The sequence below is a fragment of the Ureaplasma sp. ES3154-GEN genome, from assembly GCF_025780075.1.
GTDB lineage: Bacteria > Bacillota_I > Bacilli_A > Mycoplasmatales > Mycoplasmoidaceae > Ureaplasma.
In genome coordinates, this window is the sequence record NZ_JAOXHM010000004.1 from 39,885 (window position 1) to 56,384 (window position 16,500).

At 29.0% G+C, this 16,500-nt stretch carries 13 protein-coding genes and 3 tRNA genes; 10 read left to right on the forward strand and 6 right to left on the reverse strand.

Going from position 1 to position 16,500, the window contains the following annotated elements; all coding sequences use genetic code 4:
* Position 1 precedes the first annotated feature (1 nt).
* The 3 genes from pyrH to OF377_RS01930 are packed head-to-tail and all read left to right on the forward strand — an operon-like array spanning position 2 to position 2,416.
* A complete protein-coding gene (gene pyrH, locus OF377_RS01920) occupies positions 2-709 on the forward strand; it encodes a UMP kinase (protein WP_263836216.1) in 708 nt (235 codons plus the stop codon).
* A gap of 17 nt (positions 710-726) precedes the next feature.
* Positions 727-1,278 (forward strand): ribosome recycling factor, encoded by a 552-nt coding sequence (gene frr, locus OF377_RS01925; RefSeq protein ID WP_263836217.1) that lies wholly within the window; start codon positions 727-729, stop codon positions 1,276-1,278.
* A gap of 10 nt (positions 1,279-1,288) precedes the next feature.
* On the forward strand, positions 1,289-2,416 hold the full coding sequence (locus OF377_RS01930) for a phosphatidate cytidylyltransferase (protein ID WP_263836218.1): 1,128 nt from the start codon (positions 1,289-1,291) through the stop codon (positions 2,414-2,416).
* Here OF377_RS01930 and OF377_RS01935 read toward each other — a convergent pair.
* Positions 2,409-2,753, reverse strand: coding sequence for a hypothetical protein (locus OF377_RS01935; protein ID WP_263836219.1), 345 nt, complete (start codon positions 2,751-2,753; stop codon positions 2,409-2,411). The two genes, OF377_RS01930 and OF377_RS01935, sit on opposite strands and share 8 nt — an antisense overlap.
* On the reverse strand, positions 2,722-4,704 hold the full coding sequence (locus OF377_RS01940; protein WP_263836220.1) for a cysteine peptidase family C39 domain-containing protein: 1,983 nt from the start codon (positions 4,702-4,704) through the stop codon (positions 2,722-2,724). The genes OF377_RS01935 and OF377_RS01940 overlap by 32 nt, the downstream gene beginning before the upstream one ends.
* An 87-nt stretch (positions 4,705-4,791) precedes the next feature.
* Here OF377_RS01940 and OF377_RS01945 point away from each other — a divergent pair, with 87 nt between their 5' ends.
* The 3 genes from OF377_RS01945 to OF377_RS01955 all read left to right on the forward strand — a co-directional run bounded on the left by OF377_RS01945 (position 4,792) and on the right by OF377_RS01955 (position 10,229).
* Complete coding sequence (locus OF377_RS01945; protein ID WP_263836221.1) at positions 4,792-6,471, forward strand: ribonuclease J; 1,680 nt, start codon at positions 4,792-4,794, stop codon at positions 6,469-6,471.
* Between the two features lie 3 nt (positions 6,472-6,474).
* The gene (locus OF377_RS01950) at positions 6,475-8,781 is read left to right on the forward strand and encodes an FtsK/SpoIIIE domain-containing protein (protein WP_263836222.1); all 2,307 of its coding nucleotides are present in this window, start codon (positions 6,475-6,477) and stop codon (positions 8,779-8,781) included.
* An 89-nt stretch (positions 8,782-8,870) separates the two neighbouring features.
* Positions 8,871-10,229, forward strand: coding sequence for a leucyl aminopeptidase (locus tag OF377_RS01955; RefSeq protein ID WP_263836223.1), 1,359 nt, complete (start codon positions 8,871-8,873; stop codon positions 10,227-10,229).
* Between the two features lie 102 nt (positions 10,230-10,331).
* Here the strand turns inward: OF377_RS01955 and OF377_RS01960 are convergent.
* From OF377_RS01960 to OF377_RS01975, 4 genes are all read right to left on the reverse strand, one after another.
* Positions 10,332-10,407: transfer RNA gene (locus OF377_RS01960), tRNA-Trp, on the reverse strand.
* Positions 10,408-10,455: 48 nt separating this feature from the next.
* A complete protein-coding gene (locus OF377_RS01965) occupies positions 10,456-10,683 on the reverse strand; it encodes an acyl carrier protein (RefSeq protein WP_263836224.1) in 228 nt (75 codons plus the stop codon).
* An 8-nt stretch (positions 10,684-10,691) separates the two neighbouring features.
* Positions 10,692-11,711: a DUF5452 domain-containing protein gene (locus OF377_RS01970; RefSeq protein WP_263836225.1), complete on the reverse strand. Its 1,020-nt coding sequence runs from the start codon at positions 11,709-11,711 to the stop codon at positions 10,692-10,694.
* Positions 11,689-12,804 (reverse strand): hypothetical protein, encoded by a 1,116-nt coding sequence (locus tag OF377_RS01975; RefSeq protein ID WP_263836226.1) that lies wholly within the window; start codon positions 12,802-12,804, stop codon positions 11,689-11,691. The genes OF377_RS01970 and OF377_RS01975 overlap by 23 nt, the downstream gene beginning before the upstream one ends.
* Before the next feature lie 340 nt (positions 12,805-13,144).
* On the opposite strand from OF377_RS01975, the gene OF377_RS01980 reads away from it, so the two are divergent.
* From OF377_RS01980 to OF377_RS01995, 4 genes are all read left to right on the forward strand, one after another.
* Positions 13,145-13,221: transfer RNA gene (locus tag OF377_RS01980), tRNA-Arg, on the forward strand.
* A gap of 51 nt (positions 13,222-13,272) precedes the next feature.
* A tRNA-Arg gene (locus OF377_RS01985) sits at positions 13,273-13,349 on the forward strand.
* Positions 13,350-13,479: 130 nt separating this feature from the next.
* Positions 13,480-14,262 (forward strand): RDD family protein, encoded by a 783-nt coding sequence (locus tag OF377_RS01990; RefSeq protein ID WP_263836227.1) that lies wholly within the window; start codon positions 13,480-13,482, stop codon positions 14,260-14,262.
* Positions 14,263-14,275: 13 nt separating this feature from the next.
* Positions 14,276-16,498, forward strand: coding sequence for an ATP-dependent helicase (locus OF377_RS01995; RefSeq protein WP_263836228.1), 2,223 nt, complete (start codon positions 14,276-14,278; stop codon positions 16,496-16,498).
* Positions 16,499-16,500 lie beyond the last annotated feature (2 nt).

Genomic DNA, 16,500 nt, shown 5'->3' on the forward strand with positions numbered 1-16,500 from the left:
TATGCATAATAAAAAACACATCTTATTAAAAATATCAGGTGCTGCTTTAAAAACATCTGATGAATCAATATTAGATGTGCAAAAAATTAATGATTTAGCATCACAAATTAAAATATTAAAAACAGATTATTTAATTTCCATCGTCGTTGGTGGAGGAAATATTTGACGAGGCAATACTGCTGATGAATTAAAAATGGATAGAAGTATGTCTGATAACATGGGAATGTTAGCAACTATGATTAACGGGTTATCAATTGCAAATGTTTTACAAAATTATGGAATAGACGCAGTTGTTTTATCTTCAATTGACACCCCAGCATTTGTAGTTTCTGCAAATACCAAAACAATCAATGAAGCAATTAAAAATGATCAAGTAATGATTTTTGTTGGTGGAACAGGTTATCCATTTTTTAGCACTGATTCATGCGCTGCTATTCGTGCTGCACAGACAAAGTCTGAACTCATTTTAATGGGAAAAAATGGAGTTGATGGGGTTTATAGTGATGACCCCAAGATCAATTCAAATGCTGTTTTTTATGATGAACTAACATATCATGATGCTTTAAATAAAAAACTCAAAGTAATGGATCAAACAGCCCTAGCATTATGTCAGGAAAACAAAATACAAACAATTGTTTTTAATATTGATCAAGAAAACGCAATCGTTAATGTTTTAAACAATAACTTAAAACGCACTTTAATGAAATAAAATGAAGAGGTATAAATATGGATTTTAAAATTTATGAAAATAAAATGAATAGCGAAAAAGATCACGTTTTAAAATGAATGCAAAGTGAATTTGCTAAATTGCGTACTGGACGCGCTACACCCGGGGTATTGGATGGTATTCTTGCTGACTACTATGGTAGTCCAACACCAATTAACCAAATGGCAAATATTAATGTTATGGATGCTCGCACATTAGTTATCAAACCTTATGATAAGAGTACGATTAAAAATATTAATACGGCAATTAATGCTTCTAATTTAGGGATTAATCCACTGGTTGATGCAGATGTGATTCGATTAACATTTCCAGCACCAACAGAAGAATTACGTAAAGATTTAGTAAAAAAAGCAAAACAAATCAGTGAAGATACAAAAGTTAAAGTGCGTAAAATTCGTCAAAATTTACAAGATGAATTCAAAAAAGATACTTCAGCTTTAGAAGATGATAAGAAATTTTTTCAAACAAAATTAGATGAATTAACTAAAAAAGTTAATAAAGAGATTGAAGATCTTTTTGCAAACAAAGAAAAAGATATCTTAACTATTTAGATTTTTATTAATGCCTTACCAAATACAACAACAAACATTATCTGATATAAAAAATAAAAAACCAAAAGATTTAAAATCTAGATTTTTAATCGGAATTGGAATTATTAGTTTTTTTTGTGTTTTTGTTCTTTTTAATAGTTTAGCTGATTTCAACTTACTAACTATTTCATCATTGTATCCTTTATCTCTAATAACGAAATTTGTATTATTAGCAATGGGCATATTAATGTGAATGGTATTGCTAGGCTTTGTTATTTATGAATTTAATAAAAATTTTTTTCAGAATAATCATAAGACCCTAATTATTAATATGTTTATTATAATAATTAGTTCACTTGCATCAATTTGTTTATTAATTACAATCCGCCATATAGGGACTAAATTTAATGGATTTTCTAATGAATTATCAACTTATCATTCCAAAGAAATCTCGAAGAGTTATTGATCAATTAATGCAGGTTTTTTATTTTTAGTTTTACTAATAAATATTCCAATGATTGCACTTAATAAACAATTGAACTGGCAAAAAAAATTGTTAGCTATTATAGTTTTGGGCTTAATTTTTTCGTTTATAACAGGAACATATTATTTGATTATTTTGCGTAATTGAGTTGTGTGAACACTGTTATTGTTACTCGTTATTTTATCTGACACCTTTGCTTATGTTGGGGGCAAAGTATTTGGGAAAAGAAAAATTTTTCCCAAATACTCACCGAATAAAACATGGGAAGGTTTTGCTATAGGTTTAAGCGTTGCAACAGTTATTATTCTTGGGTTAATCTTAGTTTTGATTTGAAGAACTAACCTTTCCCGATTTATTCCTGAGAATCAAATGCAAAGCGAATTTAATTTATTAAATAATGAATTTTTAGTTAGCTTTTATGGTGTTAGTTTTTTTCATTATTTAAGTAACACACCATGACTTTTAATTTTTATTGTTAGTTGTTTTTTTATACCCTTATTATCAATACTTTCTACATATGGGGATCTTTTTTTTAGTTATGTTAAACGAGTATTTATGATTAAGGACTATTCAAATTTACTTGGTAGTCATGGGGGATTTTTAGACCGGATTGATGCACAAATATGCACAATCAGCATTTATTTTTTAGTTGCCCAAATTGTCGATATTATTTAAAGTTTTGAATTAAATTATAAATTAGTGGTACTTTGTCGACCACTAATTTTATTTGCTTATTAACAATTCGCACATTATCTAAACCAATCCAAACTTGATTGTTTTTGTGGTATTTGTATTTATAATCAGCGCTATAAATAATGTTGTTAATTTTATATTCTAGCTGTTTAGTTTTTTTAATTTTATGAAAAACATCTCTTGGAAGATAAAAACTAGATTGGTCAGGTAGCAAATTGTAAGAGCTGTATTGATTAGTTTTTAAACCAAAAGCTAAACCAAGTGACAAAAAAATAGTGATTATCAAACTAACTATTAAGATTTGCTTTCAATAAGACATTTTCAAGATTAATCACCTCGGGAAAATATTGTTCACTAACAGCATCATGACTTACACAAATAACAAAGTTGTTTGCTTGCAAGATAGGTAAAAAATTTTGATAAATATAATTTTTAGTGGTTGTTTCAACAGCAGATAGTGCTTCATCCAGTAAAATTAATTTATTTTTAAAATTCAGAAGACGTAAAAAGTTTAGTATCTGCTTTTGCCCAGATGAAAATTGATTTGTATCTTCTAAGTTACTAAGCACATTAATTCTTGTTTTTTGAATTAAATAAACTAATTGGTCATTTTTATTGATGATTGTAGATTCAAGCATTTTTAACAGATTAAAACTAATTAAGCTACTTTGCGCAGGTAGATAAATAATATTATTGCTAATGATTTTAGTTCCTAGTTGATGTATTAAATGGTTATTAATAATAATTCTCTTTAATTGAGCTATTCTTTTTAATAATGTTGTTTTACCACACCCGTTGCTTCCTTTAATTAATGTATGTGTTTTAAAAATAATATTTAAATCAGGTATTTCAATACTTTTAAATTTTTGAATTAAATAGCCAATATGATGTTCTCGGTTATTTAAATGAACTAGTTTTTGTATGTTTTGTTCCGCCAGAAGATATTGGGAGCGATGTTGGAAAAAATTGAAAATTTTTCCAAATGATTGATACATATTTTGGTGCAAAAAAATTAAATAAGTTAGACTTCCAATATTGGCAAATGATTGCTTATGCATTAAAAGTATACTAGTCAGTCCAACTATAAAAATAAATGCTCATTCGCCAAAAACATTAGTCAATAAATTTAAAAAGGAATTTTTAACAATAAGTTTTTGATTTAATAAAAAATGTTTACTAGTTTCTTTTTGATAATTATCTAATAAGTATTTTAGTTTTGTCTGATCCTGTTCATTTTTAATAAAGTTTAGTAGTTTTTCAAAACTGCTAATTCGGTGATTTTCATTTTTAATCAACAAGGGTTGATATTTTTGATTAATTTTAAAAGTAATATAATTTAATATGATATTTAGTCCGCTAAAAATTAAACTTATCAAAAGCAAATATTTATCAAATACGCCCATTAAAACCATTGTAATCGTACTAAAAAGAATACCCGAAACCATTTGGGAGGTTGTTTGTATTTTATAAGAAACAATTGTTTCAATATAAGTTGGTATATTGAATAATTCTCCGGTATTTGTTTTATAAAAAAATGTTTGTTCTTTATTTGTTATTCGTTTTAGAGTAGAATATAAGTGATATAGAGTTATCCCATCAGATTTTTTATGGATGAGGATTTGGAGTAATTTTTGTCGTATTTGATTTGTTAAAAAAATAAATGCAAAAAGTAACCCCAATGTAATTATATTTTTGTGTTCTTTTTGCATTATTCCAAGATCAATCAAAAAGGCAATAAATTTACTTCCTAAAATAGAAAAAAGGATGCCCATTGCTTCTAACAAAACAAATCAAAATAAAGTTTGTCAGTGAAAAATTTTGGTGTCTAAAAACCGTTTAATTTCTGGGAATTTAAACTGTTGTGCTGAATGTTTTTTAACAAAAATAACAACATTTAAAAAAATCATTGCTAAACTAGTGTAAGACATTTGTTGATAATCATTTTGGGGATCATAAATACTAATTGTTTGATTAGCGTGAAATTGAGCGACAACAAAATGATTTTGATAGTTATTTTTAACCATTAAAACAACAAATTCATTTGGCGCTTGAGCATACAATTCGTTTAGATCACATTTATACGCGGTTGTTTGCAGACCATATATTTCCGCTAGTCTTTCGAACTCCTGAATACTCATTCCGTTTTCATTTAAAATGGCATCATTAAGAATATAGTTTTTAGGGATCTTTAGACGATAATGATGGTTTACTAGCATATTGAGTACACAAACTCCACATTCGTTATTAGTGGTTTGCCGGATAACTTGCATAAATTCAACTCCTTTAATTAAATAACTGCAACAAAAAGTATTTTTACTTTTTGAACAATTAATACATTACTAATGAGGTATAAAACTATGGCTAAAATTAAATTCCTTGCCCTTGGTGGGCAGGATGAAAAAGGAAAAAATTGTTTTATTATTGAAATCGATGATGAAATTTTTATTTTTAATGCAGGAGCAAAACTTCCTGATAACAATATGTTTGGGGTAAACAACATCGTTGCTGACTACTCTTATTTACAAAAAAACGTTAAACGCATTAAAGGGATTTTCATTGCAACTCCCGTGTATGCAAATTTAATGGGTTTAAAACTTTTATTAGCGCAAACTAACTTCAACATTCCTATTTACACGTCACCAATTGGAGCAATTGTCATTGAAAAAATGTTTGAAACAAAAGTTAATAACAAGTTAATTCATCCAAATATTATTCAAGTTAAAACTTTCGAGGATCTTAAAGTAGGAAGTATCATTATAAATGCTTTTAAGGTAGCGAATTCCATTCCCAATTCGCTTGCTTTTGTTTTAAAAACGAAAGATGGGAATATCGTTTATGTTGATGATTTTATTATTTCCAATGATAAAAACAAAACATTTGAATCGCAAGTTAATAATGCACATCAAATTGTGAAAAATAATACACTTGCGGTTGTAATGGGAATGAATAATGCTGGAAAATCGGGATTAACAGCGCCCCACCATAAAAACAAGAATTTTTATGAAGATGTTTTAGGCGCAACAACTAATCGCTTGTTTGTAGGTTGTTACGCACACGACGTATATACAATTTTTAGTTTAGCAACATTAGCTAAACAAACTAATCGTCCTTTTATTATTTACTCAAACACTTTCATTAATGTTTTCAATGGAATTATTCGTAATCGATTGTATTCGGCAAAGAATTTAATTTCTCTACCAATTAGTGAAATTAATAAAAATGATAATGCAATTGTTGTGGTAATTGAAAACCAAGATAATTTGTTTGTTCGTTTAAACAAAATTCTTGACGATGAAGATAAGGTTGTGCATTTAAATACCAATGATACCCTTGTATTAGGAGTAACCATTACCCCTGGATATGAGTCATTAGCAGCTGATTTATCTGACCACGTGCATAAGTTAAACATTCCTTATTTTACATTACCAAAAACAATCTTGCCAATGCAAGCTTGTGATGAAGATATTAAACAATTTATTAATATTATGAACCCTAAATATGTAATTCCTATTAGCGGATTATATAAAACAGAAACTAAGTTTCATAAGGCATTAAGTACAACCCAGATTAAACCTGAAAATATTATTAGTTTAGATAATGGAGAAACAAAAACAATTCTTAACGGAGAATTAAGTAAAGAATCTGAAATTATTCGTTTAACCGAAAAAATGATTTCTAATTTTAACACCCTTGATGTAGGGGAAGGAATTTTGTATGAACGTCGCCAAATGGGTGAAAATGGAATCATTGTTTTATCAATGGTTTTTGATAAAAAGCACCAACGTTTAATTGATTTCTTTGATTTTAAATATTTTGGCGTAATTAATAATAATAACCAAACACAATCAACAGTTAAAGAGATTCAGGATAACTTTAGAAAGATGTTTGTTGATTGTATTGTTTATGATAAGCAAAAACGCTTAAATTTGAAAGAAACAAAAAACAACGCTCGTAGATTGTTAGCTAAGTTGTTTGAAAAGAAATTTAACAAACGACCTTTAGTTTTACCAACAATTATCGATCACTATGAAGGTTAATTTATGAGTACGCAAGAAATAGTTCATAAACCAAAAAGAATTAAAAAAGAACAAAAGCAATTAGCCAAAAAATGAAAAGTATTAATTTATACTGTTTTACTTTTTTTGCTACTATCAACCATCGCTAAAGTTCCATATTTTACTAGCATTGTTGATTATGTTATTGAATACTTTTTTGGTTTTAGCAAGTACATTATTTATTTCTTTTTAGTTTTGCTTTCTATTTTTTGGTGAACTAAAAAAATTAGGAAGCAAATATTTAATAGATATACAATTCCGGTTTATGTTTTGTTTCCGATTATTTTCAGTTTGTTTTTAGGATATATTGCATATTTAAATCTTGTTACAGCACCATATATTTTTGTAGATGGACATTATGCACAGATTTTTAGTAATTTATGGAGCGAAAATTTTTTCTTAAGCATTAGTCATTTGCGATATTATTTCCTACTAAAAAACATTGGTTTTGGTGGAATTATTGGCTACACAAATTTAGATTTATATATTCGTCATATTGTTATTTTTATGATTGTTTTATTAAGTTTTGTGTTTCTAGCTATTTTTATTTTCTTTGGAATTTATGTGATTCGAAATAGAAAACATTTTTATAAAGCAAAATTATGATTTTTAAATAAACTGGTTAAGAATATAAATGATGCACATAAAAAACAGTTTGTGTTGTTTGATGAGACGGAACAAGGAATATCGGTAGAAAAGAATATTAACCAGCAACCAACGCAAATTAGTCAATCTAACGAAAGTATAGAATCACAAAACCAAATAACACCAAATACACCAACGGTTATTACTACTAAACCACTGATGGTCAATGACCAAGAAATATTTGTTGATCGTGAAAATGCATACGAAGAAACTAAAACTAAAACATCTTGCGTTCCAACAGCAGAATTTGTCGAATCATCGGTGATTAAAAGCAAACTAATTGGTATTGATGAGAAAGAAGATTTGAAAGTGGTTACTCCACCAAAACAAATTATTTATGAACCAACTGTTGAAGAAGAAAAAAACCCCGGAATAACATCGCCGACTGAAGATGTTATACCGGTTGTTTACAAACAAACTAAGGCTTCAAGTTTTACAAAAAAACTGAATCTAACGGATGATAACTCTGGATTTAAGAAAACACAAAAATTCACATTGTCTATTCAAGAGTTATTAGAAAATAAGCAAATGAGCATAAACGAAAAAGTGGTATTTAGTGGGGATGAAGATTATTATCATGAATTAAATAATATGATTAATAAGGTAGATCATAACTTTATGCAATTTGCTCGTCTAAAAAACTTCAATTTCCAGCTTGTACATAAAAGCACATACTTTTCAGTTGCAGAAGTGGTTTACAGTGCCGATAATTTAGATTTAAACGAGTTTATATCCCAAAATAATTTAATTATTATTGAAGCTCTTTCTTTGAATCAAAATGATGCACAAATTAAACTTTATCAACAAAATAAAAACCTTGCCATCCAAATTACAAGCCGTAAGTTTAACAGCTCATTTAGTTTAAAAAATGAAATAATGATGCTTGATGATATAGAACGTGAAAACTTCAATCTAATTTATGGAAAAGATAAAAATCGAGAGGTTGTCTGATCAAATGAATCAGACGGAAATCTGATCATCTATGGATCTGCTAAAGGTTCGGGCCGTTCTATGCTAATATCTAATTTAGTGCTTGGGTGTTTATTAACACATAAATCAAGTGATATTGATTTATATTTATTTGATGATAATACAAAATTAACAAAGACATTTGCAAATTTAAGACACACACGTAAAGTAATTAACTTTTCTAACCCTTATGAAGTCATTAATCAATTAAAAAATATTCAGACGACATTTAATGACATTAAAAACACAATGATCAGCAAGGGTGTAGATAATTTTTATGAATTAAACCATATGTCAAACAACCAATATAAGTTGAGTTTACTAGTGATGAGTGAATTTGCAACAATGCTATCAAGCCCTTATAAAGACCGTTTTTTAATTTTAATGCAAAATATTATTGCATTATCAGCCAGCGTTGGATGTCTTGTTGTTTTAGCGACGGAAGTCGTTGATGAATCAACAAGTACTTGAGCTGAAATGTTTGAAAATATTGCAATTCTTAAACTTAATAATGAGTATGAATCGACATTGATTTCTAAACACAATTGATTACATAATTTAAATGGTATGGGTGATTTAGTTTTAATGAAAGCGAATAGCGAACAAGTATTGCGTTTACAAATTGCGAAGATCACAAATGACGAAATTGCGTCTTTAATTAAAAAATTAGACAATTAATACATGAAAAAATATAAACCTAATAGGAAATAGGTTCATATGTATTAAAATTAATATATTAATGAATATATTTTAAGAAAGAGAATATTATGACTTTTAATAAAAAAGAAAACTTTGTTTATGAACTTAGTGCTGTAAGTGCTGATCATAACACACCAGGTTTTGAAAAGAAAAACAAATTACATGAAGTATTTGGAAATGTATATGAAAAAGAGCATCGTTTAGTTTTTGGCGAAAATTTTGACACAAATGAACTTTGAAGATCATTAACTAAATTTTTATCATCTGCGGCTAAACCTGTAAGCGTGAATCTTGATTCATTTTTAAAATTAGTAAATGAAGACCAAGTAGAATCAGTGGTAGGGATCGTTGTCGCAGCATTAGAATATGTTCAAGCAACACCTTATTCAGAAAAAACGGATCAAACTCCTAAAAATGAACACAATTTAGTGTATAATCCAGAATTGCAATTATTAATTGATAAACACGTTGTGATTGCTGAATCACAAACATTTGCTCGTATGCTGCAAGACACACCATCTAACAAAATGTCACCTGGTGATTTCGAAGAAGCAATTCGTGCTAAATTCTCAGGAATTGAAAATGTTAAAATTAGCGTTTTAAATCGTAATGATTTAAAAGAAAAAGGTTTTGGGTGTCACTATGGTGTTGGGAAAGCTGCTGTGTCAGAAAGTTACCAACCGCGTTTGTTGGTATTAGAATATAATACAAAACCAAGCAACCAAAAATATGCATTCGTTGGTAAAGGTGTATGTTTTGATACTGGTGGAAATAACATTAAAACTGGTTCACATATGCGTTGAATGAAATTTGATATGTCAGGAGCTGCTATTGTCGCTTCAACATTATATGCTTTAGCACGAAACAAAGAACAAGTAAATGTTGTAATGCTTTGCCCACTAGTATTTAATTTGGCTGGGATTGAAGCTCAAAGACCAGATGACGTTGTAACTGCTTACAATGGCAAAACTGTGGAAATTGATAATACAGATGCTGAGGGTCGTTTAATCCTGTGTGACGCTTTAACATATGCTGCTAAGGACATGAAAGCTGATAAATTAATTGATATTGCCACTTTAACTGGCGCAATGATTTATGCTTTAGGTGAAACTTATTCAGGAGTTTGAACAACAACTGATTGCTTATGAAGAGATTCAGAAGCAGCAGCGAAATATGCTGGGGAACTAGTGTGACGTTTGCCGTTCCATTATGATTTTAAAAATTTATTAAAATCAAATGTAGCTGATATTGCTAACTCTGTAAGTGACCCACGGGGTGGTTCTTCACGTGCAGCCGCTTATCTAAAAGAATTTACAGAAGATAAACCATACGCACACTTTGACGTTGCGATTACTGCAGATGTTGGGCACCAAGGTACAGGTGTTATGTTAAGAACATTCTACAAATTAGCAACTGATCAAAGATAATTTAAGAAATAAAAAACAATCAAGATTAATTATCTTTGATTGTTTTTTGTTGTAAATAAATAAAAAAGTAAGAGGTTTAATACTCTTACTTTTATTATTAAATGGCAGGGGTAGTAGGACTCGAACCCACAACACACGGATTTGAAGTCCGTAGTTCTGCCAATTGAACTATACCCCTATAAAATACACCATAATATTATACAATATTTACAAGAAAAAAGAAACACTAAAAGTGTTTCTCAAATGCTTCGATTAAATCTTTTAGGGTTTTAATACTAATTAGTTCGTCATCGCTCAAGCGCACATTTAATTCATCTTCAATATCAACAATTAGATCCATTGCTGCAAGCGAATCAATCCCTAAACTTTTTAAATTTGTCGCTGGATTATTAATATCTCCAATGTTTATTTTCTTTGTTTGTGCAATTCTCACAATAGTTTTCCGTACGTCCATAATTCCTCCTAAGATAATTTTATAATTATTTGATCATAGAACTGTTGTTTTACTGGTGTATTGGGGTCATTAATTTGTCAATTAGCAACAATTAGTAGTTGTTGATTGATTAACTTATATTTTACATCATATTCTAGTGTATTTCATATTCGTTTAAATTGATCAAATGAAAGAATGGCTTTAATAATTATTAGTTTTAACTGCTCTTTGATTTTAGATTCAGCAAACTCTTTTCTACCATCGTCTGTGTTAAAAAATATTTGATAGTCAATTAGTTCTAAAAAATCTGGCATTGTTTTTAAAACGTTAATAATGTTAAAGCGTGTTAATTTAATGTGCTCAATTTCTGCTTCATGTTGGATATTATCTATTAGTTTATTAGCAATTGGGACAATGATTTTGTCATTGGATTCAGGTTTATAAACAGCGGCTTCAGGTTGAAGGATGTCTTCGGTTGTAGATTCTGTATTGTCCAAAGGCTGATTACCAGAATCATCATGCTCTTCTTTAAGTGCACTATCATTAGTGTTTTGTGTTGTTTTGTTATTAATTATTGAGTTGATTGATTTCATTGAACTAGATTGTTCAATAATTTTATTGTTTTTATCTATTTGTGGTTCTTTGATATTCGGTGTACTATCCCTTTTGTTTTCTAAATGTTTTGTGATGGCAGGAATTTCTGTTAATGGTTTTGTTTTTTGGTTGCTAATTATTTTTTCAGGTTCATTGACAATGAGAATTTCTTTTCTTATTTCTTTAATTTGATCGTTTTTATCTAGTACTTTTTTTGTACCTGTAATATTGAAGATTTTATTTTTTTCTATTATTAAATTTGATTGATCTTTATTCAAGGGTTGAAACGGAATGACATCAATAGATTTATTATGTGATTTTTCGACTTTTTTAGTAGATAGCGCAATTCCAAGACCTACACCCGATCCAATAATCCCTAAGCCTAGTAACGAAAAAAATATAGTTTTAGTATGCGGTTTTTGTCATATGTATTTAAATTTCTGTGAAACCTTCATAATTTTTAATCTCCAAACTTTCAATTTTAATTAATGGTTTATTGTTACTAATGAAATTGTTGTCAAAAACTAAATCCTGTTTAATTTTATAAGTTGCCGGTGTTTTATAATTAGTTTTAATTGTGGCGTTTAATTGGACGGTTTGTGCTTTTGGTAATCAAATTCCTCTAAAACCATTTTGTATATCGATTACAATCTCGTCGTTTAAAAAATCATAACGTAATGGTGTTTTAGGATTTAATTTTAAGACTTTTGTTTCAGGATTAAAATTCTCATTCAATGTATCTAATGGTTCTATTCATTCAAAGCGTTTTGTTTCATTAGCAAGATTTTTATAAGTAAATCAGAATTTAATTTGAACGACATCGTCACGTTGTACATACATTCATGATTGAACATTTAAGTTGCCTAGTTCGCTTGCACGTTTATTGTTTTTAAAATGATGCTCTCGTGTATAGTTTGCTAGACGAAAAATAACATCACTATGGTTTGCATTTAAATTAAGTGGGTTATTTAATGGAAAGGTATTTGCATAATAGTAAATATATGGCCGTAGCTTTTGTCAATTTAGAGTTTTAAGAACACTAGTGCGGTTAGAAATATAATTAATCTGATCATGTACCCGGACATCATCTGTGATTTTAATTTGCATTCTAAATTCCATCATTTGTTTAATAATTTCCTGTGTGCTTAATCCGGTTTCGTTAAGATTAATACTAACATTAGTCATAAATTCATGTTGTATTCGTGTTCCTCCTGATGAAAATCGAATTTCTTTTGTTGCCTCCTCAACTAAACTTAGATTTTTAAAAACTCCTATAGATGAATTAATATCTAAATAAAAATAATTATTTGGCAATTGAAAATCACCCATTATATGTACAATAATTTTCAATTGTAGTACGTTACGAATTGTTTCGTGTCTAACTGTGTACTGATTGATATAAAAAACACGATTTTTGTTTTCAAAATAATCTGCAAGTTCATAAGGAATATTCATTGGTCTAATATAATAATTTTGCTTTTCTGATTGCTTATGTCGTGAGGTTTGACTGGCAATTTGGTTATAGATAATAGGCGTATTAATTATCATAAGAAATATCATCCTTTCATTTTAGTATATTGAGTGATTAAATAGCGTTTGTATATTTGATACCACTTACAAAATCATCAACACTTAATAAAAGTGGATAAATGTTGATTGTTTCATTGCTGACAATAAAGGTTTTGTAGGATTTGATTAATTAATTTATATTTCTTCATTTTCTTCACCTCATTAGTAACAACCGTTGATTCTTTACAAATTTACTAAAAAAGAAAATTATTTTTAATGACATGACGATAATAAACAAAATATTGTTTTTTAGGCTAAAAATAATTTATTTGGTTTTTTGATAGACATTTACTTATAATATATAGAGTATTTAAAAAAAGCACCTGTAGCTCAGTAGGATAGAGCATACGCCTTCTAAGCGTACGGTCAGGGGTTCGAATCCCTTCAGGTGCGCCATTTAAAAACTAATCTGCAAAAGCAGATTTTTTTATTATAATTAATATGTATGCACCCATAGTTCAATCGGATAGAGCGTATGTCTTCGGAACATAATGTTAGGGGTTCAAGTCCTCTTGGGTGCGCCATTATTTCCAACTAGACCTACTCTAGGTCTAGTTTTTTAATCATTTAGGAGTTTAAGAAAAACAAAAGAACTGTCATAGTATTTTATGACTAGTCCTTATATAATATAAATATTGTTAAAGGAGTGATATTGTGTTTGATTATGACAGAGAGTATTCGTTAGTCAAAAAAGGGCAACGAATGAAGGCAGCAGCTACAGATTTCATTTTTGTTTTTTTGCTTGCAATTGGTTTATCTTTTCTTGTTTTCATTAAATCTGAATTTGCGTTTAGAGACTTGTTTGTGTCGCAAAAAGATACAACATTAGAAAATGTATTGCAAAAACCCGTTTTTGAACCATGACGAGTGTTTGTGATGGCCCTGATTTCTTTCGTCGTTTACTTTACTTATTTTATTATTATTCCAACATTTAATCATTCTGCTACTTTGTTTCGTAGGGTTTTTAAGATTCATATTATTTCATTAGTTAAACAAAACGATAAAAGAATTTTATGTTTATCCCTAATCAAGCAATCTTTACTTGTTTGATTTTTATTTTCATTGGTTTCACTACTTGTTGTTAGTTTTGGATTTGCATTCGACATTAATGACAAGTATCAACGGTTCCAATATATTCAATTTATTAGGGGTGCAATTGCTATTAATACACCTGATGATGCTGATACAACTGCACAAGTGTTAGCATACTTATCAAAAAGCTTATTTTCAATTATTGGTTTATTAAGCATTATCGCATTGATTAGTTTGTTTCTAAAAAGGTTTCAGCGACCTTTGCAAGACCAAATGGCTAATGTTGCGGTTTTAGACTTGCGAAATGTTCAAATAATAAAAGATAAACCCCAAAACCAACCACATTCTAAACCTGTAACTGATCATTATAATGAGGTTTTAAAAGAATTAGATCAAATTAAATAAAAGAGGAGTATTTATGAATATTCAAAGTGCCATTAATAAATTAAACAAAGAACAACACCAAGCTGTAACTGCTTCACTGGGGCCTTATCTGGTCATCGCAGGGGCAGGAACAGGAAAAACTCAAGTCCTGACTTTACGAATGGCATTTATGATTAATGAATACCATATTAATCCCCAACGAATTCTTGGTTTTACATTCACTAAAAAAGCAGCAACAGAAATGCAAGAGCGTGTTCGGGATTTGATTGATTTAAAAATTCCTAATTTAGGAACATTTCATGCATTTTGCGCACGTGTTTTAAGAGAAGATATTGCGCGTTTGGGATATAGTACAAATTACAAAATTATTGATCAGCTTGCGGCAATCGATCTTTTACATATTATTTATGAGGAGAAAAAATACGACTACAAAGAACTTCCTTATAAAAAGGTTTTGAGTATTATTTCATTGTTAAAAACTGTTGGTGATCAATATTTAAATACTAACTTTAAATGAAAAGATAATAACAAAGCAAGTGCAATGACAAAGCAGGATTTAAAAAACATTTTTGATTCATATCAACAAAAATGTAAGCAATATAGTTACGTTGACTATGATGATCTTTTGTTACTTACTGCTCAATTATTTATGCAATTTCCTGATGTACTAACTAAATGACAAAACCGTTTCGATGCGGTACTAGTGGATGAATTTCAGGACACCAATGAAATTCAATATCAATTAGTTCAAGCGCTTGCACAAAAACACAGTAATGTATTTGCGGTAGGTGATCCTGACCAAATGATTTATTCATTTCGGGGTGCTAAGGAACGAGTTTTAAGTCAGTTTCAATATGATTTTCCTGCAACAGAAATCATTGTCTTAAAAATGAATTACCGATCAAGCCAAGAAATTTTAGATGCAGCAAATAATTTGATTAATACAAACACGCGTGAAATTAAAAAGCATCTTATTTCTTTTAGTGGTTCAAACACTAAACCAACCTTTAAGCATTTTATGAGTGAAGAGGATGAAGTTACGTGAATTGTTCAATCAATTATTTCGTTAAAAGAAAAGAATATCCCTCTACAGGATATTTGTGTTCTTTTTCGCTCAAACCAAATGTCACGTGCAATTGAACAACGTTTAATCGAATATGGAATTTCTTATAACTTATTTGGTTCGCGAACATTTTTTGAACGAGAAGAAATACGCGATATTATTAGTTATTTACATGTTATTCAAAGTTGAGATGAACTTGCTTTAATTAGAATTATTAATAAACCTCGCCGAAAAATCGGAGCAGAAACCTTAGATTTATTAAAAAAATATGCAAATGAACACAATATTACCCTAGCAGAAGCGATGAGTAAAGTTGATTTAATTCCTGAATATAATGATAAACAACGTCTACGCTTTAAAGATTTTTATGAATTAATTAGTGAATTAAAAGCTTATTTAGATCAAAATACTCTTGTTGACATTGTTCCTATGGTGTTAGAAAAGATTGCCTATAGAGAATTTTTGGCGTCTAAAGAGGAAACTGCTGATAATAAATGAGATAATGTAATGGAATTACAAAGAGGAATTGAACGTTATTATCAAAATATTTCCAACGCAGAATTAAGTGATTATTTAAATGATATTACTTTATATACAAATGACGATAGCAAACGAATTGAAGATAATGCCGTTAATTTAATGACAGTTCATACATCAAAAGGACTTGAATTCCCTTATGTTTTTTTGATGCGAATGAATCAAGGTGATTTTCCAAGTTATTACTCAATTGAAGAACAAAGTATTGAGGAGGAACGCCGTGTATGTTATGTTGCGTTAACTCGTGCGAAAAAAGCATTGTATTTAACAGCATCTCCTTTAACCACTTTGCGTTCGAAGAAGACTGGTGCAATTTCGCAATTTGTAAACGAAATTGGAGTTAAAAATTTAGAAAATTTATCATCAAATTTACCAAAGACTCCAGCATACCGATCCTATGCTGCACAAAGTCTGCAACAATATGAAAATGACTTATCAATTCATCAAGGTAAAAAACAAATTGAAAATATTCAAAACAATTATCACCAGAAAAAAGAGAACAATTACTTTGTTGGTGATGAAGTTATACATACAGTTTTTGGTTCTGGAGTTGTTGTTGGAAAAGACCAAGATAATTTAGAAATTTATTTTAGCAGATCAAAAAAACATATAACTATTTGTTATAATATCAAAAGTTTAAGTAAAAAAGAAAAATAATA